This window comes from Nostoc sp. (assembly GCF_036917535.1).
Taxonomy (GTDB): Bacteria; Cyanobacteriota; Cyanobacteriia; order Cyanobacteriales; family Nostocaceae; genus Nostoc.
The window spans coordinates 14,786-38,235 of sequence record NZ_JBALDA010000020.1 but is presented as its reverse complement, the minus strand read 5'-3'; the positions used below and the strand labels follow the sequence as shown (position 1 = coordinate 38,235).

Genomic DNA, 23,450 nt, shown 5'->3' with positions numbered 1-23,450 from the left:
ACTGTCAGATCCATTGTTAGCTTCACCATCAAACTTGATAGTATCTCTAGCAGTAATGTTGACACTGCCTGCATCCCCTTTTCCAAAGGTACTGGTACTCAGTACGGCACCATTGGTTACTTCTAATGAGCTTGTTCTAATCGATACACTTCCAGCTTTGCCCTCCCCGTTTTTTTCTACTGTACTATTAACTAAACTGTTATCTAAGGAGATAGTATCGGTAGCATTAATTTTAATATCTCCTGCTGTAGCTGTTGCTGTACCCAAATCCGACTTAATCCCAGCAACAAGTTGACTTTGTTGTTTTAAATCTAAATTCCGAGCATTGACTGTAATTGAGCCTCCCCCACCAGCACGCACATCCACAACTGCACCATTACTTAAAGAAATATCGGCTCTTGGTAGATTATTCGAGATGCTCAAACTTAGGTCTTGACTATCAACATTTAATCCCACAATCCCTTTACCAGAGACTCCTGCCAATTCCACTAGTCCACCTAAAGCATTCAACGAGCCACCATCAAGAATGATATCTCCACCCACTAACAACAAACTTCGACCATCTGGGACTCTTAGCCCTTTGAGATTATTTCCAGCATCGGTGGTTGACTTGTTCTCAATTCTGGCAGTTTGCAGTTGATTGAAAAACAATGCAGAAGGATTGATTGCTAGTAACTCAGAGGCAGGTTGAGGATTGGTGGCGCTGAAGGTGCTACCATTGCTCCATTTGAAACTGCTGGCTGTGGTTGCTAAAAACGAACCACCAATATTTAATCGTGCATTCGACCCAAAGATAATGCCATTGGGATTAAGCAGGAATAGGTTAGCTTTGCCGTTGGCTCGGATTAGGCCATCAATATTAGAGATAGACCTACCTGTTACCCGACTAATAATATTTTGAATATCTCCTGCATTCTTAAAAGAAGCAGTACCATTAGTAGGCACAGAAAACTCAGAGAAACTGTGAAACAAATTACTTCCTGCTTGCGTTCCTCCAGTGATATTAAAGGTATTACCCTCTTTTGCAACGTTAGAGTTATTAGGTAAGGTATTATCTGGGGTAATTTGAGCAAAAACCCGATCTTGCAAACAAGCAATTAATACGCTTGCCACCACCAACCTACTACACCAACACCGCCAATTTTGAATTCCTGACATAGCACCCCCGTAAAGCAATTCGCAATTCGCAATTACGTAAATCAGTAACTGCATCGCATGACTAGTCTTATTTTCTCAAGTTGTAATCCTCTACAATTGGCTCTTGAGCAACGTCTTGCAAGCCAAATGCATTTAATAAGTCAATCCAATCTTGATTAAGAGTTGCATTCTGCGGATCAATACGACGTTGTTGACCTAAATTAGTGAGGGCATCGTACCAAATCTTCTTGTCCCTATAGACAATGTACTCTTTTGGTTTTGCTAACTTCAACTGCCTATTAAGAGCCTCTGTCAGCATTTTCCTTTGCACAAACCCATCTACATAAAAATTGTCAGATGTTTTTTCTATATCACCGCAATAAATATGAAAGTACCAATGATATTTCTTATATACTTTTAAAGAATATTGCGGTTGTGCTGGCAAAGTAATGCTGACGATCCCCGATTTCCCAGACAGAGTAAGAGGTCTTCGATAGACCATTTTTACATCTTTCCCATCTAGCACTTCTTGTAACACAAATTCTCCAGAACGTGTAGTTTGTAGTAATTGGGGAATATAAAACCAAAAAGTTGGATTTTCTGCAACTGTTGATGCCAATACTGATTCTCCTCCATCACCAGGTACTAAAGCAGTAAGCTGTGTGAGATTGCTTGGACAATCAGGACTCCGCCCAGCCCCTGCTCTGCGCCGACCTGTGGGTGCGCCGTTTCTAGGCAATTTCGGTTGCTGAAAGGATTGGGAGGGCGAATTTTTAACAGTGTTTTGAATTGAATTTGTCAGTTGTGCCTGCACTGATTGCGAGTAATTCATCAAACCAATAAATACCAAAGGAATTACGCAAGCACGTTGAATTGGTTGGTCAAGTAATTTTTTAATCACGATCAAAATTTAATTATTTTCTCTTATGAATATGCAAACGTCTAAACCATGAAATTACCATTACTTGGGTAGCTAGTAACGCTAATACTGAGGGGATAAATGGCACCCATCCAGCTAGTGCAAAAATACCAAAACATAGCCCAAATACTGTTAAAAGTGTGACTATCACCACTAATCCCAGGTGCAGCGGTTTTGAATAATACCATGCTGTAATACCTCCTACTAATGACCATCCCCATATCCAAAGTGCCTCTATCCATCCAGACCACCACCACAATAAAGGTCTGCTATCTAAAACTGCGCTGAGGATTTGACTTAGCATCTGCGCCTGTACAAATACCCCCGGTGTTTGCTTTTGCTTCGGTTTTGCATTGGAACTGAAGGGTGTCTTCCAATAATCATTTGTATTGGTGGGGGCAGAAAGACCAATCATCACAATGCGGTCTTTGAGTGATTGAACTGATTCTAATGGGATTTTTTCATCTAATACATTTCTCAAACTAATTTGCTCGGCAATTTTTTCAACCGAGTCAAGAGAACGATAATTTAACAAGATTTGATAACCGGATGCATCTACTTTTTGATAACCGCTAGTGTGTTCGTTTAATTGCTGAAATACAATATCACCAATTTGTAAATAACCTGATTTTGTAACACTTGATGTTTTGCCTTCTTTCTCTAAATAACGAAGTGCTAGTTGGAGATTAAAAGCGTATTCTGTGGTACAGAGAGATGTTGGGGGAGGAGTCAAATCTAAAAGCTGACGACGAGCAATATCTTCACCGTCTGCAACAAAATCACTAAAACTTAAACGTTCTCTTGAAACTTTAGAAGGTGGCGGAATTCCATCACTATCGCCATCATCATCGGTAGTAGCAACTTTGCACACAAAAAATAGACGACTATCCTTTTGAAAACGAGTAGCTAATTTTGGATATTTGGGATCTACAATCCCATCACGATAAATATCTAATCCGATGGTTCGTGGTTGGTATTTATTTAATTTATCTAATAATAGAGCAAGGGCTTGGTCAGATAATGACCATCGCATTTGCATTCCTTTATTGAGTTGGTATTGAATATCTGCTTCATCAATAGTGATAATTAAAATCCGCTCATCAGGTTTTTCGGTGACAAGATGCGATCGCAACTGCATAAAATGGTCAAAAGCCTGTAGTTCAGATGTTTGCAGATAACCCCCATACCGCACTCCCATGACTAAACTTGTTATCAACAAGCTTGCCAGCAATATTACTAAGACACTCTTAGTGGTAAACATCTTTCGGTGCGACTGCCAAATCATTGGCGCTGACAAGGGATTTTGGCAAATTACTGGCAACCAAGTTGCACAAGGATATTTATCTTCTATTCCTTCCAGTCTTTTTCGCGCCTCGCGTAGTGCAGAGTATAGTGATTGTCCGCTAGAAAATTCACCTAAAAAATGTTTTAAAAATTCCTGTGCTACCAAGTCTGGGACTGGTTCGCGCATGACAATGACTTGGGGAATGTGTAAATCCTCTAATGCTTCTGCTAAACCTAAGCCATCACAAGAATTGAAAATTGCTAAGTGCAATCCGCTCTCAATTGCTTTCTTGAGTCCATGTTTTAATTTATCTAGAGTAATTGTTGTTGTTTGATTAATTTGCAGAACTCCTCTTTCTTGACTAGAACTATGTCCAGCAAAAAATAGAATATTCCAACCTTTGCCCCAAAGTTCATTACTTAAATCTTTTCGTTGTGGTTCAATTAAGAAATTTATTTGAGCTTGGTTTGATAAACTCTCTAATAAATACTTATCCTTACTTATATCAATTCCTTGATGATTGCCAAAAATCGCTAAAACTTTGACTTTTTTTTCCTGAGTATATATTTTATTTGGTCTTTGTGGTTCTAAGGGACTAAGTGCAACTTCAGCATTCGGATAATCTTCAAAAAAGTTCCACAAATGCCAAGGAAGTCGTCGTAATAAGTTATCAGAAGTTGCAATTATAAAGCAAATTTCTTCATTTGGATTTAATTGTGTACGTAATTTTTGGTCTATTTTGTGAAACTGCTCACAATTAAGCCAAATATTGATTCTAGATGATAATTGCTGACATAAATCGTTAAATTCCAATTCTGAAAAATTTATGACATCACTATCTTCGATTTCCAGACGTATCCACCATTTATAGTGACGGTAGAGAGCTGAATATAGTATTTGCCAATTTCGATAAAGTTGAGAAATTTCTGGCGCTGGTGGTAAACTCCCGCGAAATTCCATCGCACGTGGGTCATTTATTAACCCAAGTTGAACCGTGACATCAGGAAAACCTTTATGGAGGTCGCCCTTACCTAAATTCAAGACAACTAACTTACTCATTACACTCCTACAAAAAAGTGTCAGATGACAAAAGTTTTCTTGATTGTGAAATTACCATGAGACACTTGGATATAAAAGCTTTCTCCAAAATCCCCTCGAAACCGTTTTAATTGAATAAAGTTTTCATTACTTCATGATACAACTTCTTGAATAATGTTTCTTGTATCTGAGAATAAATTAATTCTCAGGTTATATGGCAAATATAGTTTTTCAGATAAAGGATGTATTTGTACTAGTATTTCTACTTTCTGTTGAGAGAATAGTGCGAGCGCTACAAGCAGCACTAGTGATTGATTTCCCAGTTGTAGTCCTAAATCTATGATTTTTGCTCTCGCTACGCTATCTTTACCCAACGATGAAACATTTCTGAGAGCAAATTTTTTCTCATTTATATTACCGAAAATTTCTTCTAAAGCCATCCAACTGTTTTCAAATAGATTCTCAAATCATTGACTTAAGTTCACTTGTATCTGGCTTGCCTTAAGTGCAGGGTGAGCGACAGTGTTAGGAATACAATCAAAAAGGAAATTAAGGGGTTTAAGGCTTGCTAGTGATATTTGCTTTGAAGTAGTAGAAATAGTAGTTGTTCTCACAAATCCCAACAACTGCACTTCATTTAGGCGTTCGCTAAATTGGATAGCCACATAACCAATTCTATTTTTCATTACTTCAGGTGGTAAATAAATTGCCGTTTCTCCAGGTTGAACTGGACGACACTCTAACTTACCAATGTTAGGAATAACTAAATCGGCAACATCAAATAAAGCTCGTTTCTGGGGATGCCAACTATCACTTTTCTCTAAAGCTGTATCAATCTGCATCCATTTCAAGTAACTGTAAACAGCATAAACTGCTAGTGTATTCAAATAGATTTGTTTACTTTTTTGAGATGTAGTTTGTTCAAGAGCAAACTGGCGGGCGATCGCATGAGCTTCTCGTCCAAGTGGAATTTTTAAACAAAGTGTTTCTGTGCTACTCATGATTGTTAATTAGATTGATATCCAAGTTGAATTGCAACTTCTTGCAGAAGCGGTATTGCTTTTAATTTCCAATGAGATACCAAAGTTTGATAATTGATTTGGCTCTCGCGAGCAATATCAGCAAGTGTATCCGGTGGGTTCTTAAAAATAAACAGCAATCTTTGGCTTAGTACTTGACAGTTGCATTCGGGATGTTTGCGAGGATAACAATTTTGTAGTTGCTTGTCTGGGTCTTGCTCAATGTAAACTGCTAAGTTGCCTACTAGACGTTGTTGTGACTGCTGCTGTAAATTTTCTAGATAAATTTCTAGTCCGCTCAAAACATATGGATTTGCTGGTGTTCCTAATAGTTGTCCTTGTTCTGACACTCGTTCCAACCAAGTTGTTATTTCTGCATCCGGATTCAAAATGCTTTCATCCAAAGATAAATGAAATTTTTTTCCCCAAAGTGGAGATGGTGAATTTAAATCTTTGATGCGCCAGTAAAGGTAGCTTTTAATCCATCTTATTAAATCATCTCCAACTGAAGATGTACGTGGTTGAAAGTTTCTAACATTTTGGCTGAACCACTCCAAAGTTTGGTTCAGGGCATCTAAAAAATAATCGGGGCAGTCTATACTTGAGTATTTTCTAAATTCTGGTAGTCCCTGAATTAAAATCAGAAGCCGACTCATAGCCTTTCGCCATTCTTGGCTGCCATCTGGGTGTTGGCACACTGTTGCAATCAATTGGCGCAGGCGTTCATCCCGATCGTCCATAAAAGCTTTGACCAAAAAAAGTACAGTAGACACGAGACAGCAGCACAGTTATAAGCATCATTTTGACCTTACTTGTATATCAGTTAAAAATCAGAAAATTATGAAAACTTTGCAATAGTACTTGTAGAAATATGCAGTGATCCAGAAATTATGACAACGGTAATAATTATGGCAAGGTTCTTTGATGGCAGTCAGAGTCAAGTTTGCGATGTTCCTTAAAAGACTATTATCTTTATTTATATGTATTTTAATTTACACAAAATTTCAAGTTTACACTGACAAAAATGTTGATGAACAATTTCTTCTTTCATAACTAGCTGATTATTCACTGAATATAAAAGTATAGGCTCGATCTCGAAAGGAAATTTTAAATACTCATCACAATCAATCCTAGCCAGACTATTGGCACAGAATGAGTAACAACAATGGCGATCGCTATTAGCCTGTAGAAATCGACCGAGCCATAAATACTTATTCTATCTTTAAGGCGTTAAATGTACGTGTTTTCAATCCAGTTGAATATTTTAATACACCTCATCGACCTATGTACTTAGATTGACTATGATTTGACTATGAAAATCTTTCCTAATTCTTAAAGATACCGCTGCAATAGACCAATGAAAACTTCTGGTATTTCCAAATGAGGTAATATTCCGGCATCTGCGATCGCATAAAAATCTCGAATTGCCCTTGGATTTAGATTTGCCAAGCGTTGTCCTAATTTGATGTTGGTAAATTGTGCTTTTTCTCCCCAAAAAATGACAGTGGGAACTGTCAGCTGTTGAATATATAAACTCAGATCAAAGTAAAGATCGCCCCGTAAAAATGCCAAAGCAGCAAACTTGGCATTAGGTTGTTGTGCCGAGGTTAAATAAGCCTCTACCATCTCTTGGGATACTCGTTGTGACTTAGCAAAGAGAAAACTTTGTAAAAAATTTCGGACTGCAATTTCATTTTCAGCACCAAGCATATAAATAAAATTGTCCAACAGAGGCGCATTAATTACTGAAAGCGGAAGTCTGCGTCCAGCACCCTGCCCAAAATCATCAAATCCAGAGGGGGAAACCAAAAACAGTGCTTTGAATAAATTGGGTTGAACAATAGCTAGACGAATAGCAAAAGCGGCTGTGAGAGATGAGGCTACCACTGTCACCGGCTGGCGACAAGTTTGGATGATAAACTGTGCGATCGTGCTGAGATAATCCCTAATTTTATAATCCCGGACTGGATGGGCCGATTCTCCCCAGCCGATGAGATCGGGGGCTAAAATGTGGTAATTAGAGGCAAAAGCCGGATAAACTTTAGACCATTCATAAGCAGACGCTCCCCCACCAAAGTTATGGAGAAATAGTAATGGGGGTAAATCTTCAGTGTCAGCAATCGCCCAAGGTGCATTCGTTTGGGTATAGTAAACCATTGCCCCCAAGAATGTATGGATGACTTTATGTCCAAAGCCAGGAGGTTGAAACTGAAGCATAAAATTAAAAAGTTTAGTTTATTTGAATTTGCATACAGTCAAACTAATTCAGGAATCAAAATAAGTAGGTGGGTGGAAAAATTTATCGTTGAGAGGAGGCAGGAGGGAAAAGGGTTTTAACCTAGTTAATTTTTATTCACATATTTTGGTTTTATTATGTCGACTTACTTACATTTGTCTGAATAGTTCAAGAATCAGGAGAACAGTTGATGAATCAATATTTCAATTGCACTGGATTCTTGCTAAATTATAGCTTCTGACTCTTGGGTGCTAAATTATTGCAATTCATAATTCATCATTTACTCTTGTTTTTTTCGGCATCTCCTGTGATTTGAACGAGTTGATGAAGGTTATCGCCACTAATATGATATGCTCCCCCAAAACCAATAACAAAACGACCTTCACTTGGAGTTAGCCGGAAAATCCGAAAGTCAGATAAGCCACGTAAAACCTCGATAATTTCACCAAACCGTCCTTGAAATTGCTCAACAATTTGATTCCAATTGTCAGTTTCACGCTCTATCAAAGTTGCCGTACAATCAAAACTCAAACGACGACGGGCAAAAATTAGATTACTTTTAGCTTCATCCTCAATAAACAAGACACTAACATGAGGATTGGCATAAAGATTTTTGGTATGAATCGAAAGACCACTGACATAAATGTAGATATTTTTGGAATCATCCATTACAAAAGGAGCATAACTAGCATTGGGTATTGCCTGTGTGCTCACAGTGCTAATAATTACACTCTCAAATACTTCAGGAAACTTTTTATACTCAGCTTGAATGTTTTCAAGTTGACTCATAAGTAGATTACCACTTGATTAGGAACACCTAATAAAGTATCTTAACGTGATTGAGGGATGTCTAAGATGGGCTACAGCTATGCATGGAATGCCCAAAAAATAAAAGCGATCGCTCCCTTTAACTCAAGAGCGATCGCTAATTTTTGAATTACAGAATACAGCTTAAGCAGCAACAGGTTCCAACAATTTAATATCAGAGAAAATAAATTCCTGAGTAGAAAATTGTCCTGCTGTCTCGGTGCGAATCTCCCGACGATTTAGGATGAAATAGTCACCAACTTTTTCATACTCATCAATAAATTCGCTTCTACCGCCCTTCTGTTCCCCAGTTTTGGGGTCATTGTACACAGAGTCATAGGTATGGGATAGATAACCTTCCCCGGTGTCGTGACTGCTGAAGGTGTCAATGGTAACAAAAGTACCGTGGATTAGACGGTGAACATGGCAGACTTCATTATTGCGGACTTTGTATTTATCACCTTCAGCCTTACCACCCATTAAAAGCTCAACTGCACCAGTTTCGTCAGTTTTACCATAGCTAAACGTATTGGCGCTATGGGTGTCTTCAAAGCTGCGGCGGATGCGGTGAATTGCTATTTCCCAGGCTTGACCATGAATTGCTTTCTGGGCTGACTGATCATCTACATCCAAAACTTCGGCTTTGAGATTGGCATTGATGATAACTTTGCCTGTAAACACTTTATCATCATGCTTAAAGGTAATATTTGCGGTATAACCAGGGAAATTCTTGTCCCAAGTATAGCGGTTTTCATAAGCAGCCCGGAAAAGTTCCTGAGCAGAGAGTTGTGTAACTGTCATGTGCTTCTCCTAGTCGCTACTGTAATTAGCGTTTTAGTTTCCTTGGTATTAGCATAGAAGTAATTGTTGAGGCTTGGATAGTCCCCAACTGGGTACACTTATGGCTAATTCTCTACACGCTGTATTTTATGCGATCGCTAATGTCCAAAATGAGCAAGAGTTAAGACTTGCTCTTACGGATCAAATTAGCGAGCATTTTGGCGTGCAAAATTGGGGTATTTATCTTTTAGATGAGCAGCCAACCACTGAGATTAATGTTCCAGGTATTCCGGCAGTATGCTTAGAGAGCAATCCAGTGGGGCGCTATGTGGTTGAGCGTCATGCTCCCGCCCACGAACAGTTATTATTATCGCCAGGAGACTGGAAGCATTTTTGTTCGCGTTCCGACCACGAACACGTGATGACCGGGCCAATTGTTTGCGATGGTCGTCTTGTCGGAACGCTTAATTTGGCACGTGACAAGGGAAATCCTGCCTTTAATGGTAACGATTTAGCTGACTTGAGCGCTTTATGCATTCATTTGTCAGCAAAAATGGCAACCCTACGAACAAAACCCAAAATATCCAATTCCCTTTTAATTAGTCCTTTGACAGCGCGTGAGTTAGAAATTGCCGAGTTAGTGGCACAGGGCTTAACGAATGCAGAAATTGGAGAAAAACTTTGGATTACGCAAAATTCCGTCAAACAAGCTTTGAAGAGAATGTTTCGGAAGTTGAAGGTTTCGGCGCGTGCAGAAATGGTGGCAAAGCTACAAGATATACAAGTTTCTTGAAGAGGACAGGGGGCAGGGTTTTTGGGCTTTCTGGGTAGATTTAGGAATTATAACTAATTAGCCGGACATGATATGAAAACTTTAATTCTCGTTATAAAACCCAGTTTTAAAACAAGAATTGTATTGAGTGGATTGTAGTGAGAGACAATTTTTACTAGTAAAATCAAAATACCCAAGTTGCAACCGTTTGGCAGAAATAATGGAAGATTTGTCGCATGAATCTCCCGGTTTGAGCTTTATCCAGGTTTTAGAAGGGGTGATAGATGAGATGAACAATCACCAACTTTCCTAGAGTTGAATTTAACCACAGAAAAAATTTTTTGCGCTGGTGTGGTCAGCTAAATTCAGAGGATGTTTGAAAAGTCATAGCTGATGTATAAAATATTTTTACCCCACCCTAACCCTCCCCTTTACAAGAGGAGGGAACTAGATTTTCCGGTTTCCCCCAATACATCGGGGGGATTAAGGGGGGTGATCAAAATCACAGTCAACCACTTTTCAAACAACCTCTTAGAGTGTCTATTAAAATTACATTAAAATTCAGAAGTCACAAAGAAACCCACACGCAACTGTTTACGCCAATTTACTTCAAATTATGTCTAATGACGCAATTATTCAATCTGAATTATTGGATGACAAAGCTAATAAAGAGCAAAACCTCCGTAAAATTCTCAGTCTACAAGAATTAAGTCTTCTAAACGATCGCTCCAACAGCAAAGGGCTAGTTAAATTAATTTTTCATCTCATTGTTATGGGTTGCAGTAGCTACCTATGGGCAACAAACTTTGGTAATTGGTCGGTGGCTATACCAGCACTGATAATCTAGTGCTTCAGTCTGGCTTCGATGTTTGCACCAATGCACGAATGCGTTCACAGAACGGCTTTCGCTAACAATCGTTTGAATGATGCTGTAGCTTGGTTTTCCGGCTTGCTATCATTTTACAACAGTACGTTTTTTCGCCGTTATCATAAATGGCATCACCGTTACACTCGCGTTCCTGACAAAGATCCAGAATTGACCGATCCTAAACCGAGCAACCTGGGCAAATACTTGTTGATAATTAGCGGTTTACCGTGGTGGTGGGGTAAAATACACGGGCATTTTCAAGTTGCCACTGGTCAATTTGACAATTTTCCATTTGTCTCACAAGCAGCACGAGCCGAAGTTATGCGTTCTACACGTTGGCAATTAGGTATTTATGCAGGTGCGATCGCTCTTTCAATTGTAGTTAATCAGCCTTGGTTTTTCCTCTATTGGCTGCTACCTCTGCTTGTCGGTCAGCCAATTCTCCGTTTTATTTTGCTAGCAGAACATACAGGTTGCACTCTTGATGCAAATCTGCTCACCAATACGCGCACAACACTCACACTCTGGTGTGTACGATTTTTTATGTGGAATATGCCATTTCATGCAGAGCATCATTTGTACGCATCAATTCCATTCTACGCGCTACCAAAAGCACATCAGCAATTAAGCAAACACTTTACCCACATCGGACCTGGATATCTGAAAGTCAACTGGGATATTATTACTAATTCGTAATTGGGCATTGGGCATTGGGCATGGGGCATGGAGAAGAGACAAAAAAGACAAAGGAGATTTCAATAATTCCTCCTTGTCCCCCCTGATCCCCTGCTCCTCTGCTCCCCATTCTCCATTCCCTTTGATTTTAATTTGCTCTAGACTCGACCTGAATGCACCTTTATTAGATCATGAAGAATGATTAAAAAAACGAGTATAAACAAAAATGATAAAAATGCTAGCTGAAAACTTGATAGGAATTGAAACAAGCTTACAAATTAATTGGGTTTGGCTAAATGCCAGCTTAGAGTTTGCTAGTTGGGCACTTTTTTCACTTTTACTTGCTGAGATATTGAGAGACAGTTACCATGCTTTGTGTCACCAAGTCAATTGGCTTGCTAAATGGCACAACAAACACCACATGGCTTATCGCCGCGACTTATCTATAGTTTCCCAGAAAGTTTACCAAGAATCTCAGCTTTATCACGACATTTTAGAATCGAGTCTACTACTAGTAGTATTGATAGTCATTGCCTTAATTGTCCAGCATAAGGGGTTATGGCTGGGAGTAGCTTACGCCTGCACCTTTTTATATGGCGCGTCTGTGCGATATTTTCAAGGAAAAATTGATACAGACTACAACCACTTACCTGGCCCTTTAGAGACAATTCCATCCATTTGGTGGGTAAATCGGTCTTACCATTGGCGGCATCATTTTGATGATGTTAACGCCTACTACAGTGGCGTCTTTCCCCTAGTGGATAAAATTCTTGGTACAGGACTATCTTTCAAAGGTAAAACCATTGCTTTAACCGGAGCATCAGGAGCACTGGGGCAAGCGTTGGTGGCTGAACTTGTAAAGAATAATGTTAAAGTCGTGGCATTAACCACTAATCCAGAAAAATTAGTAGAGCAAGTTGGAGTAAAGGTGGTTTCCTGGCAGTTAGGCAACGAAGCTAATCTGAAGGATAGTTTAGAGAAAGTAGATATTTTAATTATCAATCATGGAGTCAATGTCTATGCTAGCCGCACACCAGAGGCTATCAACTCCTCTTATGAAGTGAATACCTTTTCAGCATTGCGGTTGATAGATATATTTTCGACAACTGTAACAGGTCCACAAGCAAAAGCAACCAAAGAAATCTGGGTAAACACTTCTGAGGCTGAGGTTTCTCCAGCACTGAGTCCGCTTTATGAACTCAGCAAAAGAGCGTTAGGAGATATTGTTACCCTCAAACGTTTGGACAGGAATTGTATAATTCGCAAGTTAATTCTTGGACCATTTAAGAGTCAACTTAATCCTTATGGAGTGATGTCTGCACAGCAAGTTGCTCGTGCAATCTTATTTTTCGCCCGACGAGACTTCCGAAATATTATTGTGGCAATAAATCCTCTTACTTATCTGCTGTTTCCCTTAAAGGAAATTAGTACATCGTTATACTATCGACTCTTCAGCCGGACAGCGAAAAGCGAACAGGACTTACGCAAACAATAGTCGAAAAGAATAGACTTTTTGGATGAATCAATGAGCTTTCACCCTAAATCCCTCGACAACAGTCCTCTTTTACTTTTGACTCTATTTCTACTGAGGCAATCGCATCGATTTGTGGATGGGATTACATTACAAAAGCTTTATTAAATACAACTTTATAAAGAATTAGTATTAAGACTCTCGCCGACTGTCATTAAATCCCATCCTAACTACCAAAATCTACGCTATTACGGTATTATTGCTGCTTAATTTTGTCCAGAGTATTGTTTTGTAGAAAGTTGGAAAAAAGAAATTTGACGACATTGTATTAAATCACTATTGGAACGATGGCGGTCGTGTACTAAGTGCATAAGTTGATGAAGATGGCATTTATAAAGGAACAGGAAGGTTAGCTTTCTAAGCTCAACTTACCTTCAGTAAACAGATATGACTTAATTACATAATCTGACTTTTGTCAATGTGTAAGTTCTAGAGTCTAACTTTTTACTGAACAATCAAAAAATTTAGTAGGAGAAACTAATCATGGCTTTTGGAAACGGTAGAATTATCACACTTGAGTGTCAGGGAGATCAAGATGGTCCGAGATTTTTAAATGGTAAAACAGGAGATGGAACTGTTGATCTAGCGGCTATTACAACAGGAGATTTTACTGGTACTAAATGGCGAGTTAATTATACCTCTGGAGATAATGTCATAACGCTCGAATGTCAAGGAACTATACCTGGTTCTAAATTCTTGGATGGTAGAACAGGAGATGAAACTGTTGGACTAGCACCTAGTACTGATCGGCAAAATTTTTCAGGTACTCAGTGGAAATTTCAAGATTTTGGTGATTATATAGTAGTATTTGAATGTTTGGGAAATATAGATGGTCCTAGATTCTTAGATGGTAGAACATTTAGTGGAAGTGTTGGGCTAGCACCTCAGACAGGAGGGGGATTTACTGGTACTAGATGGAAATTTAGGTATGCAGACTAACATACGTAGTTTACTCCCCTTTATACAGAAACCCTTATTTAAAGTTCTAAGGGCCTCTTGCATACTTTCTGTATAAAAAACTTGGCATTAAACCAGGGAAAACTAACACTCTAAACCGCACCTTTACCCACCTCTGGGGAGCGTGCGGGTTATTTTTTTTATAAGTCTTTCGGTTCATACCGCTCACGTAGCAAAAATCTGTTGACACTATCATGAGATAAATCTTCTATGATATCTGCTAGACGTGTGCAGCCCGGATACAAAGATTGCTGCTAATAAAAACAAAGTGTAAGTGTTGAGATCACATTTTGCTGTAGATGCCTTAGTAGTTACTCTGATTGTCCATACACTCTATAGAGACGGTCTAAATTATCCATCTTTCCAGCCGTCTACTGACTAGCGATCGCTTATTCTTTTCTATTTTTTACCACATCACTTATTGTCTTATTTGTCAATGCGTAAGTTCTGTGGTCTACAAAATTGCGAATATTAAAGGAGGCGATCGCTTGTTATGTGGTAAACATTAGCGAATACCTCCGATTTGATTCGATTGTTAAAAATTAGCTAGGACAAAAATCGCTGTATTATCTGTGTTGCAAGTGTCTTCGAGGATTTTAAAGCAGTTGACTGCATCATTGCAGAGATAGTCAAAACCAAGGTAGCAAGCCTATTTCAAAACCTTGCCAATTAAATATTTTGAAGATTCAAACCTATGATATCATGTCCGGGGGCTTACCCATAATACCTATTATGCAGAGACGTAACATGTAAAGCATCTACAGATATTTTATTACGGTCGTGCTACCAGACATGATATGACAGATTTGGCAGTTAATACCGAAAACAGCAACACTGGGCAGAAAGGTAAACTCACAGTCATTGCTGGTTATGACCTTGGTAATTCCAGCATTAAATTTGTATCATCAGATGGCAGATCAGATTTCCCAGTTATATAGTTACCCGATTCCATCCTAACTCTCTCTGTGCTAGAGACTGTCCTCCATGTCCTAATGCCACAACTGTTTGAGCGATAAATTTACGTTTGGCTGGTTGCTCCTTTTAATTGCTGTGCAGTTTCTTTGAGCAACTTTACGAGTGAATCCGTTAATTGTATAGACACCTTTGGATACCCAAAAATCGAATCATTTTTGAATTTACTACAAAAAGGAGGAAGGGAGAGGCAGCCCCAGGCTGCCTCTCCCTTCCCCAATGGAATAACTGAATTAGTTAATGGGACTTAGACAAAAAGTAGCCAGAAAAAAGCCTCAAATTTATATACAGAGAGACTTTGACATCGTTTTGTCTAGTTTCTTGATATATTTGGGTTTCAAGCATTTTTGAGCATTTGGTGTATTTTTCTTGCCCTATATAAGTTTGAGGATTGTTTATGCCTCAAAAATGTTTAAGTCGCGTTAAGCTTATTCTCTAATAATCTGACTTATTAGGTCCAGGGAGACCTTCAGGAGTATAGATTGGTGCTTTAGCATCAACACGTCCAACAATTGCAGTCCCTACACCACATAGAATTAGGATTGCTTGCCCAGCATCGTCAATAGTTAACTTTTGAGCCTTGATGCTATTTATACCAAGTGGAACTAAAGATGCTATTCCTGCAAGAACAGCACCCCAGAATGTTTTACTTGTAAATATACTTTTGGCTACAGGTTTATCGAAGCCAGTGGGTTGATTTGGTGCATTCATAATGATTAATTCCGATTTTTAGAAAATCTATGCTTTCTTGAAAATAATGATGCGTGTAGTAAATGAGTTAAACTGAGCAGAGTGGATGCTCTACTGAGTTAAACTCAGTTATTACTTTTACCGCAACAATAAACAATCTATGACTTTACATATTTATTTTTAGAGTCCAATTTCCCCTATTACAACTTCTTTGCCTGGATTTACTTGAATATACTTCAGCACAATCTGGGCACCTAATCCATGCTGACGAAAGGCAATCTGATAGTGTTCTGGATTGAGGTCTTTATTGTTATCTTTGATGAAATTAAAGAATTTGACCAAATTGAAATTCGTATTCATTGGTTTGATATCCTGATTTAGATTTAGTTCAATCGAGTATTTTAGAAGATGATAAATAATCTAGCTATAACTTTTTTAAGCATAAAGAATACAACTAGTAGCTAAACTCTCACATCCTCAAATCTATAATGAAATCTTGAAGTTAGTAATGAGTTTACTTGGTTTACCTTTCTTCTGATTTTTAATAATTGTCCCCCAAATTAGCTTATGCACTCCGGAAAATTAAATTGTTAAAACTGAAAACAATTAATCTAGTGATAAAATAAAAATGTAAAAATAGATACATGGTTATGGAGATAGAGAAAAATATTAAACAATTCTGTTTTTGGCATAATCCTTAATTAAAGCAAGTCACTACTTCAGAGTAATAAGCTACACACCACTATAGGCGATCGCCAGCAAAAGTTCTTGCTGTACTGGATGTATCTGATTAGCTACTGCATAAGCTCACAATACAGGTATGTATTTAAATGCAGAAATAGTATCTTGGATAGCTAAGGAGAGAGAATGGTTAGATCAATTTACTCAGAAGAAGTTGATAATACTTTCAATCAGGCTAAAAATAACGCTCTGAACAACACAACGAAACGTGTCCAAGTTGGGGATGAAGTTAAAGAAATTCTTTCTCCTTTTCCATCACCGTCAGATTGGCGTGATTTATGGATTTATTTTATTATGGTAGACCGCTTTAATAATCCATCTGGTGCGCCTACAAAAGCATGGAATGTTTTAGGTGAAGAAGGTTTGGTTTTCCAAGGTGGTACTTTTGAAGGTATTCGTCAGCAATTACAATATTTAAAGGATTTAGGGGTGGGAGCAATATGGCTCACTCCTGGTTTGAAAAATTGCCAGTATAAACGTAGCTACCACGGCTACGCGATTCAAGATTTTTTACAAATTGATCCACGATTTGCTACCAATAAAGATAACCCAGAAGCAGAATTACAAGCATTAATTGATGAGGCTCATGCACACGGAATTTATGTAATTTTTGATATTGTGCTGAACCATGTTGGCAATGTTTTCAGTTATTTTATTAATGGAAAAATTTATACAGAACCTAAAGGGCCTGGCTTCGTTGATGATCCATATCAAATTCGCTGGCATGACAAATATGGTCAGCCGCAATTGCAATGGGAAAATGCACCTGTCGCTCAAGATCCTGACCTTCATCCGGATGCCGTAGTATGGCCTAGAGAACTTTGCAAGAATGAGTCTTTTCGTAGAAGAGGAACCAGAGATGACACTGAAGAAGGGGGCGATTTTAGCGACTTGCGGGAGCTAGTTACTGATATTCCAGAAGTACGTAATATCTTAATCCGTATTCATCAATATTTAATAGCCAAGTTCGATATCGACGGATTTCGCATTGATACCTTAAGGTTTATTGAACCAGAGTTCGCCAGAGTTTTTGGTAATGCAATGTGCGAATTTGCTTTAAGTATTGGTAAGCAAAATTTCTTTACCTTTGGTGAGATATGGGCTAACGAAAACAATACAGAGGAGAAAATTAGCCGCTTTATTGGCCGCAATGTAACGGAACCAGATGATTTATTGGGTATTGATGCGGCGCTTGATTTTCCTGTATTCTTCAAACTTCGTAGTGTGTTGAAAGGATTACAACCGCCAAAAGCACTAGCTGATGTGTATGAAAGGCGCAAGGAAAGTCTTCGGAATATTATCTGTTCTCATGGGGAAGCAAGCAAATTTTTGGTGACATTCGTTGATAATCATGATTTAAAGAGTCGCTTTTACCACAGTAACCCTGACAATCCTCACAAGTTTGATGACCAAGTAACTTTAGCTATTACTTGTTTGTTTGCTTTACAAGGGATACCTTGCATATACTACGGCACAGAACAGGGACTTAATGGTAGTGTTCCAGAGGGTACCGATTTTGGCGATCTCGTAGTCCGTCAAGCTTTATGGGGTAAGCCAGAAGGTGGCTTTAACCGTGACCACCCCTTCTATCAAGCAATTAAAAAACTATCTGAATACCGCAAAAGCCATCCGGCAATGCGTTACGGACGGCAGTATTTCCGTCCTATATCAGGCGATCGCATTAATTATGGCATTTCGCCCTTTAATTCTGGTGTAGTGGCGTTCTCACGCATCTTGAATGACCAAGAAGTGGTTGTGGTAGCAAATACCGATACAGAAACTACTCGGTCTATCTATGTAATTGTTGATTACCACCTCAATTCGGAAAACCCGACTTTCAAGGTTTTATTTAGCAATAAAAGTGATAACAGCACCGAGCCGGAAACAGTGGAAGAAAAACAAGGTGTTAACATCACAGAAGCTAATGATCAAAAAAGTGATGGGCCAATACGGGTGATGAAGGTAACTCTCCACCCGATGGAAGTACAAATTCTGGTGAAATAGAAATAACATATTTGAGACTCCCACGAATTAAGAGTTTCAAATATGTTACTTCATCATTGTTGAGCGATCGGGCGTAGCCCATCGCATAAACTTTTTTCATCAGGTTTGACACTGGGATTATTCTGTAAATAATCTCGCGCCCAATCACAACCACGTACAAGTAAGCTATCTAAATCATCTAAATATAAATGCCAAATCACAATGTCATATTTACTGCTACTAGCTAGAGTCTTGCCATCAGGACTAAAGCGCACACTCCAAACTGCATCTTTATAGCCTCGCAGGGTACGCAGTTCTTGACCGTCAATGCTCCAGATTTTTACAGTATTGTCTCCACTGGCAGTGGCAATCAGCTTACCATCTGGGCTGAAGGTAACATTGTGAACCACATTGTTATGTCCTTGCAGGGTATGCAGTTCTTTACCCTCAATGCTCCAGATTTTTGCAGTATTATCCCAACTAGCAGTAGCAATCAGCTTACCATCCGGGCTGAAGGTAACATTGTTGATACCACTTTTATGTCCCTCTAAGGTTTTTAGTTCTTTGCCATCTATACTCCAAATTTTCACTGTTTTGTCCCAACCAGCTGTAGCAATTAGTTTACTATCTGGGCTGAATACGGCGCTGTTGACTACACTATTATGACCTGTGAGAGTTTTACGTAATGTCCCGTCTCGATTCCAGATTTTGACAGTTTTATCTTCACTAGCCGTAGCAATTAACTGACCATCTGGGCTGAAACTTACACTCCAGACTGTATCTTTATGACCTGTGAGAGTTTTACGTAATGTCCCGTCTCGATTCCAGAGTTTGGCAGTTTTATCCCAACTTGTTGTCGCAATTAACTGACCATCGGGGCTGAAACTCAGCTTATTTACCCTACCTTGATGCCCCTTGAAGGTTTGCAGTTCTTGAAGTTTATCCTCTGTAATACTCCAAAGTTTGGCGGTTTGATCCCAACTAGCTGTAGCAATTAACTTACCATCTGGACTAAACGCTAGGTCAAAGACTTCATCTTCATGACCTCGGACAATAGTGCTGTAAGGACTGTTAAGTTTCCAGATTTTAGCTGTTTTGTCATTACTAGCTGTAGCGATGGATGTGCCGTCAGGACTAAAGGCGACATTATTAATTGCATCAGTGTGTCCGTAAAATGTTTCTAGTATTTGACCGTTGCGGTTCCAAAGTTTGACAGTTTTGTCACCACTAGCTGTAGCAATTAGTTTACCGTCAGGACTGAATGTGACACTGTTCACCCCATTTTGATGACCTCTGAGGGTTTGCAGTTGTTTACCTTCCAAATTCCAAATTTTGACAGTTCTATCGCCACTGGCGGTGGCAATTTGTTTTCCATCTGGACTAAAACTGACGCTCCAAATTGTATCTTGATGTCCGGTAAAGGTTCGCAATTTTTTGCCATCAAGATTCCAAAGTTTCATAGTTTTATCCCAACTAACAGTGGCAATTAGCTTACCGTCAGGGCTAAAGGTGACGCTATTGACCTTATCCTGATGCCCTTTGAGGGTGTGCAGTAATTTCCCGTCTCGACTCCAGATTTTAACTGTCTTGTCCCAACTAGCAGTGGCAAGTAGCTGACTATCAGGACTAAAGGCTACTTCCAAAACTGCTGCTTTATGTCCCTCAAGAGTGTACAGGAGTTTGCCGCCTCGACTCCAGATTTTCGCCGTTTTGTCCCAGCTGCCGGTAGCCATGAGTTTACCATCGGGGCTGAAGGCGACGCTATTAAAACCTTCTCCTTGATTTTCTTGCAGTTCTACCAACTGTTTCTTGCCATCGAGACTCCAAATTTTGACAGTTCTATCTCTGCTGGCTGTGGCAATGAACTTACCATCTGGGCTAAAACTTACACTCTCTACTATTCCATCATGTTCTGCTAAACGATTTTTCTCTCTGACAAAGTTGATAGCTTGTACTAAAGTTTCCGTAACTTGAGTGCGCGTGTTGGCATCAATCCCTACAGTACCTTTGATACGGCTACCAGCTCTAATACTGGTAATTAATCCATCCAACTCTGGATTTACATTAAGTAAGATTTCGGCTGATGACCTAATTTGTTTAATTTCGCTAATCTGTGCCTTTTGCCCTTGCCACCGAGCCTTTTGCCCTTGCCACCAAGCAAAGCCAACTAGACTGGGAGCTAAGACTAAGCCAATGGCTAGGGATAAGATCGTTAGTTTACGTCGGCGCTGTTGCTGTTTGAACTCAAGTTCTCTGTGTGCCCAACTCTGCTCAATGAACTGGATTTCGTTGATGCTGAGTTCTTGCCAACGTTGGACTTGCCATTCTTGGGCATCTATCAAGGGCTTACCTCGTAATAACGCGCCTCGATCGTGTCCGCTATTTTCCCATTGCCGGATCGCTAAACGTAATTGTTCTCGCCAGCGTAGAAAGTCACCATCCACCAGCAGCCAATGTTCCAGTCTTCCCCAACTTCTAATTAACGCTTCATGGACAATTTCTACTGTTTCTTCGGCTGTGGACTCATTACGGTTGGTGACTACTAAACGCGAAGAAGCGAGGTGTGTGACTAAATCCCAGTTTTCTGACCTGATTTCTTCACGAGTTGCCAACCGTCGGGTAGCCTCTGTTTGATCTCCTAAACGTACCAACTGAATAAATATTTGTTGCGCTCTTTGCCTGTCTGCTTCTGGCAACTGGGCATACACAGCTTCTGCATGGTTAGCCAAGGCTTCTTCTACGCCACCAATTTCTTCATAAGCTTGATGAGTTAAGAGCCGATTTTGCTGCTTTGACCATAATTGTGTCAGAGCAAACTCAAGTAAAGGTAAACGCCCTGGCTGTTTATCTATCTCGTCGATTAATTGATTGGTTAATCCGGTTTCTAATCCTACCTCCGTTTGTTTCGCAGGCTGTTCAATTACCCGACGTAATTCTTCTCTATTCATCGGGCCTAGGTTGTAGACTGCTCCTTGCAATGCATCACTAAAGGGACGGTAAGATAAGGCATAGCTGTAAAAGTCAGCCCGCAGTGTTAATACGATAGTGAAGGCAGGAGTGAAACTATAAGCATTGAGTAATAAGTCTAAGAAAGGCTGACGTTGGGCTTCTGGACAAAGGGTATAAACTTCTTCAAACTGATCTGCGATGAGAAATACACGAGTGCCAAATTGATGCTGAACAAACTTTTCTAGAATGATGTGTAATGATTGGTGGTTTTGTTGTAAAAAGATCGCTAAATCTAGTTCTAGTAAGCGAGTATTGGTACTATCTTCTGGCAACCCTAAGATTTTTTCTAGGCAGACAGCAGGAAAAAGCTGGGCTAAATTCACTAATGCAGCTGCTAAGGCTTCAAACGGGTTTTTTCCAGGACGAAAAGCAATGATTTGCCATAGTCCATCTGTGTTTTGCCGCAACTTGGGGATCAACCCAGCAAATACTAAACTAGATTTCCCGCTGCCACTAGCTCCGACTACAGCTACAAACCGCTCGCTTTTCACTGCCTTGACTAAATTAGCTGTGAATTCTTCTCTGCCAAAAAATAAGTGTGCATCTTCTTCTTGGAAGGCAAATAAACCGCGATAGGGACAAGGGGGAATTCCGCCCAGTTGCACCCAAGTTGATGGTTCTAATGCTGGATTTTGACAAAGCACAGGCAACCAAGAAGCACCGGGAAAATCATCCTCCAAACCTTGTAACTGCCTGCGTGCTTGCTGAACAGCTAGATATAGAGGCTTGCGTTCAATCGCGAAAGCCTGGAGAAAATTTTGAAAAAATACCTCTGCTACATAATTTGGCACTGGCTCCCGCATGACAATTATCTGGGGAATATGCAATATCCCCAAAGCATTTGCCAATCCCAGTCCATCACAGGAGTTGAAAATTGCTAGCTTTAAACCTTTTTCAATCGCGGCAATCAAAGCTTCTTCTAACTGTTCTATTGTCAGACTATTATTTATCTGATTTTCATTGATGTAAATTCTACCTGTGTCACCTTCAGTTTGACTATGACCTGCAAAAAATAGAATATCCCAGCCTGTAGAGTCCCAAAGCTGCGCGTTGAATTCTTGACGCGAGGGATTGTTTAGAGAAACAACTTCTGCAATGTCTTCTAAGCTTTTGAGAAAACTTGCTTCTATCTGCAAATCAATGCCTTGGCTATTCCCCAAAATCGCTAAGATTCTGACTTGATTTCTGGTGAATATTGGCTGTAAAGATTCTCGCCGTTGAGACTCTAGTCTCGAGAGAGCCAGTTCGGCTTTGGGATAATCCTTAAAAAAATCCCAACGATGCAAGGGTAAGCGACGCAGGTTGTAATCGTTGGTTTCTAAAATTACTCGAATTTCTGCTGCTTGGTCTAGTTGCGATCGCAATTGCCGCTCAATTGTCAAAAACTCCCCAGATTTCAGCCAACTATTAATGTTCTCTTGTAACTTTTGGCAGAACTCATCAAAATCGAGCAAAGAAACGTTAGTGATAGCTCCTGCTTCTATTTCCAGTTTGTCATCTTCCTCCACCCCTTGAGAACGCAGTGATTGACGAGTACACAGAGCCTGATAATTTGACCGCCAGTTTCTATATAGTTCAACCAAGTCTGGAGATGCCGGCAAGCTACCAATAAATTGCTCTGGGGGAAGATTATCGGCTGAACGAATTTGCACCGTAACGCTAGGAAATCCATTGTGCAAGTCGCCATTTCCCAGATTTATGACAACTGTCTTGCTCATTATAAAGTGTAGTTGGTAAGTATAATATTATCTCTGAGCTGAATTTATAGATTTTCGCATATTTTTACAAGATTTTGTTGCAAAAATAATACTTTTTTCTGAGCTTGACTTTATTTATTTGTCTTATATTTACTATAACTATCCTATAACCCTTATTTATCAATATTTTTTGATTTTTCTTTGTCACGAGAATTAGTTCAATGGAAAAAGTCTGGCGCTCAGAGCTAAAATGTTTGCCAAATAACAAAGTCTGCGTTCTTAATTGGAATACAGGCAAACTTATTTCTAGTAGTTTTAATATGCAATCAAAATT

19 protein-coding genes and 2 pseudogenes are annotated in these 23,450 nt (G+C 39.4%); 7 read left to right on the top strand and 14 right to left on the bottom strand.

All coding sequences use genetic code 11. The features are described from left to right. From V7K56_RS07855 to V7K56_RS07815, 9 genes are all read right to left on the bottom strand, one after another. Positions 1 to 1,158: filamentous hemagglutinin N-terminal domain-containing protein (locus V7K56_RS07855; protein WP_334909215.1), on the bottom strand; the 1,158-nt coding region annotated here is incomplete at its 3' end. Between the two features lie 67 nt (positions 1,159 to 1,225). Beyond that, positions 1,226 to 2,038, bottom strand: coding sequence for a DUF928 domain-containing protein (locus tag V7K56_RS07850; protein WP_334909213.1), 813 nt, complete (start codon positions 2,036 to 2,038; stop codon positions 1,226 to 1,228). A gap of 13 nt (positions 2,039 to 2,051) precedes the next feature. Next, positions 2,052 to 4,400 (bottom strand): CHASE2 domain-containing protein, encoded by a 2,349-nt coding sequence (locus V7K56_RS07845; RefSeq protein ID WP_334909211.1) that lies wholly within the window; start codon positions 4,398 to 4,400, stop codon positions 2,052 to 2,054. 131 nt (positions 4,401 to 4,531) lie between these two features. Then, the gene (locus tag V7K56_RS07840; protein ID WP_334909209.1) at positions 4,532 to 4,819 is read right to left on the bottom strand and encodes a DUF1822 family protein; all 288 of its coding nucleotides are present in this window, start codon (positions 4,817 to 4,819) and stop codon (positions 4,532 to 4,534) included. Positions 4,820 to 4,846: 27 nt separating this feature from the next. Then, positions 4,847 to 5,380 carry a DUF1822 family protein gene (locus V7K56_RS07835; RefSeq protein WP_334909207.1) on the bottom strand — a complete coding sequence of 178 codons (534 nt, stop codon included), beginning with the start codon at positions 5,378 to 5,380 and terminating at the stop codon, positions 4,847 to 4,849. A 5-nt stretch (positions 5,381 to 5,385) separates the two neighbouring features. Continuing rightward, positions 5,386 to 6,171 (bottom strand): hypothetical protein, encoded by a 786-nt coding sequence (locus tag V7K56_RS07830; RefSeq protein ID WP_334909205.1) that lies wholly within the window; start codon positions 6,169 to 6,171, stop codon positions 5,386 to 5,388. 559 nt (positions 6,172 to 6,730) lie between these two features. Beyond that, positions 6,731 to 7,615, bottom strand: a complete 885-nt coding sequence (locus V7K56_RS07825; protein WP_334909203.1) for an alpha/beta fold hydrolase — start codon at positions 7,613 to 7,615, stop codon at positions 6,731 to 6,733. A 295-nt stretch (positions 7,616 to 7,910) separates the two neighbouring features. Further along, positions 7,911 to 8,423 carry a HugZ family pyridoxamine 5'-phosphate oxidase gene (locus V7K56_RS07820; RefSeq protein WP_334909201.1) on the bottom strand — a complete coding sequence of 171 codons (513 nt, stop codon included), beginning with the start codon at positions 8,421 to 8,423 and terminating at the stop codon, positions 7,911 to 7,913. A gap of 162 nt (positions 8,424 to 8,585) precedes the next feature. Then, positions 8,586 to 9,242, bottom strand: a complete 657-nt coding sequence (locus tag V7K56_RS07815) for a DUF3386 domain-containing protein (protein WP_334909199.1) — start codon at positions 9,240 to 9,242, stop codon at positions 8,586 to 8,588. Between the two features lie 100 nt (positions 9,243 to 9,342). Here V7K56_RS07815 and V7K56_RS07810 point away from each other — a divergent pair, with 100 nt between their 5' ends. The 5 genes from V7K56_RS07810 (at position 9,343) to V7K56_RS07790 (ending at position 14,006) form a co-directional block, all read left to right on the top strand. Beyond that, entirely contained in the window at positions 9,343 to 10,014 is a 672-nt protein-coding gene (locus tag V7K56_RS07810; protein WP_334909197.1) for a LuxR C-terminal-related transcriptional regulator, read from the top strand. A gap of 595 nt (positions 10,015 to 10,609) precedes the next feature. After that, positions 10,610 to 10,840 (top strand): hypothetical protein, encoded by a 231-nt coding sequence (locus V7K56_RS07805; RefSeq protein ID WP_334909195.1) that lies wholly within the window; start codon positions 10,610 to 10,612, stop codon positions 10,838 to 10,840. A gap of 30 nt (positions 10,841 to 10,870) precedes the next feature. Further along, a complete protein-coding gene (locus V7K56_RS07800; RefSeq protein WP_334909193.1) occupies positions 10,871 to 11,557 on the top strand; it encodes a fatty acid desaturase in 687 nt (228 codons plus the stop codon). A 205-nt stretch (positions 11,558 to 11,762) separates the two neighbouring features. Then, on the top strand, positions 11,763 to 13,031 hold the full coding sequence (locus V7K56_RS07795; protein WP_334909191.1) for a bifunctional sterol desaturase/short chain dehydrogenase: 1,269 nt from the start codon (positions 11,763 to 11,765) through the stop codon (positions 13,029 to 13,031). A gap of 519 nt (positions 13,032 to 13,550) precedes the next feature. Continuing rightward, on the top strand, positions 13,551 to 14,006 hold the full coding sequence (locus V7K56_RS07790; protein WP_334909189.1) for a hypothetical protein: 456 nt from the start codon (positions 13,551 to 13,553) through the stop codon (positions 14,004 to 14,006). A 161-nt stretch (positions 14,007 to 14,167) separates the two neighbouring features. On the opposite strand, the pseudogene V7K56_RS07785 reads toward V7K56_RS07790, so the two are convergent. After that, positions 14,168 to 14,345, bottom strand: a pseudogene (locus tag V7K56_RS07785) (IS701 family transposase); the annotation flags it as partial. A 476-nt stretch (positions 14,346 to 14,821) separates the two neighbouring features. Between V7K56_RS07785 and V7K56_RS07780 the strand changes: the two are divergent. Further along, on the top strand, positions 14,822 to 14,962 hold the full coding sequence (locus V7K56_RS07780; protein WP_334909188.1) for a hypothetical protein: 141 nt from the start codon (positions 14,822 to 14,824) through the stop codon (positions 14,960 to 14,962). On the opposite strand, the pseudogene V7K56_RS07775 reads toward V7K56_RS07780, so the two are convergent. The 3 genes and pseudogenes from V7K56_RS07775 to V7K56_RS07765 form a co-directional block, all read right to left on the bottom strand. Next, a pseudogene (locus V7K56_RS07775) lies at positions 14,958 to 15,120 on the bottom strand (ISAzo13-like element ISMae28 family transposase); the annotation flags it as partial. The gene V7K56_RS07780 and the pseudogene V7K56_RS07775 sit on opposite strands and share 5 nt — an antisense overlap. Before the next feature lie 311 nt (positions 15,121 to 15,431). After that, positions 15,432 to 15,707, bottom strand: coding sequence for a hypothetical protein (locus tag V7K56_RS07770; protein ID WP_334909186.1), 276 nt, complete (start codon positions 15,705 to 15,707; stop codon positions 15,432 to 15,434). A gap of 159 nt (positions 15,708 to 15,866) precedes the next feature. Further along, entirely contained in the window at positions 15,867 to 16,046 is a 180-nt protein-coding gene (locus V7K56_RS07765; protein WP_334909185.1) for a hypothetical protein, read from the bottom strand. A gap of 507 nt (positions 16,047 to 16,553) precedes the next feature. Between V7K56_RS07765 and V7K56_RS07760 the strand changes: the two genes are divergently transcribed. Then, positions 16,554 to 18,431 (top strand): alpha-amylase family glycosyl hydrolase, encoded by a 1,878-nt coding sequence (locus V7K56_RS07760; protein ID WP_334909183.1) that lies wholly within the window; start codon positions 16,554 to 16,556, stop codon positions 18,429 to 18,431. Positions 18,432 to 18,484: 53 nt separating this feature from the next. Here the strand turns inward: V7K56_RS07760 and V7K56_RS07755 are convergent, their stop codons facing one another. After that, the gene (locus V7K56_RS07755) at positions 18,485 to 23,137 is read right to left on the bottom strand and encodes an nSTAND1 domain-containing NTPase (protein ID WP_334909181.1); all 4,653 of its coding nucleotides are present in this window, start codon (positions 23,135 to 23,137) and stop codon (positions 18,485 to 18,487) included. Positions 23,138 to 23,450: the final 313 nt, after the last annotated feature.

What these genes read in the sequence shown, in the direction of transcription:
- V7K56_RS07790 (WP_334909189.1), top strand. Translation starts at nt 13,551, where the DNA reads ATGGCTTTTGGAAACGGTAGAATTATCACACTTGAGTGTCAGGGAGAT.
- V7K56_RS07795 (WP_334909191.1), top strand. Translation starts at nt 11,763, where the DNA reads ATGATAAAAATGCTAGCTGAAAACTTGATAGGAATTGAAACAAGCTTA.
- V7K56_RS07755 (WP_334909181.1), bottom strand. Translation starts at nt 23,137, where the DNA reads ATGAGCAAGACAGTTGTCATAAATCTGGGAAATGGCGACTTGCACAAT.
- V7K56_RS07765 (WP_334909185.1), bottom strand. Translation starts at nt 16,046, where the DNA reads ATGAATACGAATTTCAATTTGGTCAAATTCTTTAATTTCATCAAAGAT.
- V7K56_RS07770 (WP_334909186.1), bottom strand. Translation starts at nt 15,707, where the DNA reads ATGAATGCACCAAATCAACCCACTGGCTTCGATAAACCTGTAGCCAAA.
- V7K56_RS07825 (WP_334909203.1), bottom strand. Translation starts at nt 7,615, where the DNA reads ATGCTTCAGTTTCAACCTCCTGGCTTTGGACATAAAGTCATCCATACA.
- V7K56_RS07800 (WP_334909193.1), top strand. Translation starts at nt 10,871, where the DNA reads ATGCACGAATGCGTTCACAGAACGGCTTTCGCTAACAATCGTTTGAAT.
- V7K56_RS07780 (WP_334909188.1), top strand. Translation starts at nt 14,822, where the DNA reads ATGACAGATTTGGCAGTTAATACCGAAAACAGCAACACTGGGCAGAAA.
- V7K56_RS07820 (WP_334909201.1), bottom strand. Translation starts at nt 8,423, where the DNA reads ATGAGTCAACTTGAAAACATTCAAGCTGAGTATAAAAAGTTTCCTGAA.
- V7K56_RS07810 (WP_334909197.1), top strand. Translation starts at nt 9,343, where the DNA reads ATGGCTAATTCTCTACACGCTGTATTTTATGCGATCGCTAATGTCCAA.
- V7K56_RS07815 (WP_334909199.1), bottom strand. Translation starts at nt 9,242, where the DNA reads ATGACAGTTACACAACTCTCTGCTCAGGAACTTTTCCGGGCTGCTTAT.
- V7K56_RS07760 (WP_334909183.1), top strand. Translation starts at nt 16,554, where the DNA reads ATGGTTAGATCAATTTACTCAGAAGAAGTTGATAATACTTTCAATCAG.
- V7K56_RS07805 (WP_334909195.1), top strand. Translation starts at nt 10,610, where the DNA reads ATGTCTAATGACGCAATTATTCAATCTGAATTATTGGATGACAAAGCT.
- V7K56_RS07840 (WP_334909209.1), bottom strand. Translation starts at nt 4,819, where the DNA reads ATGGCTTTAGAAGAAATTTTCGGTAATATAAATGAGAAAAAATTTGCT.
- V7K56_RS07835 (WP_334909207.1), bottom strand. Translation starts at nt 5,380, where the DNA reads ATGAGTAGCACAGAAACACTTTGTTTAAAAATTCCACTTGGACGAGAA.
- V7K56_RS07845 (WP_334909211.1), bottom strand. Translation starts at nt 4,400, where the DNA reads ATGAGTAAGTTAGTTGTCTTGAATTTAGGTAAGGGCGACCTCCATAAA.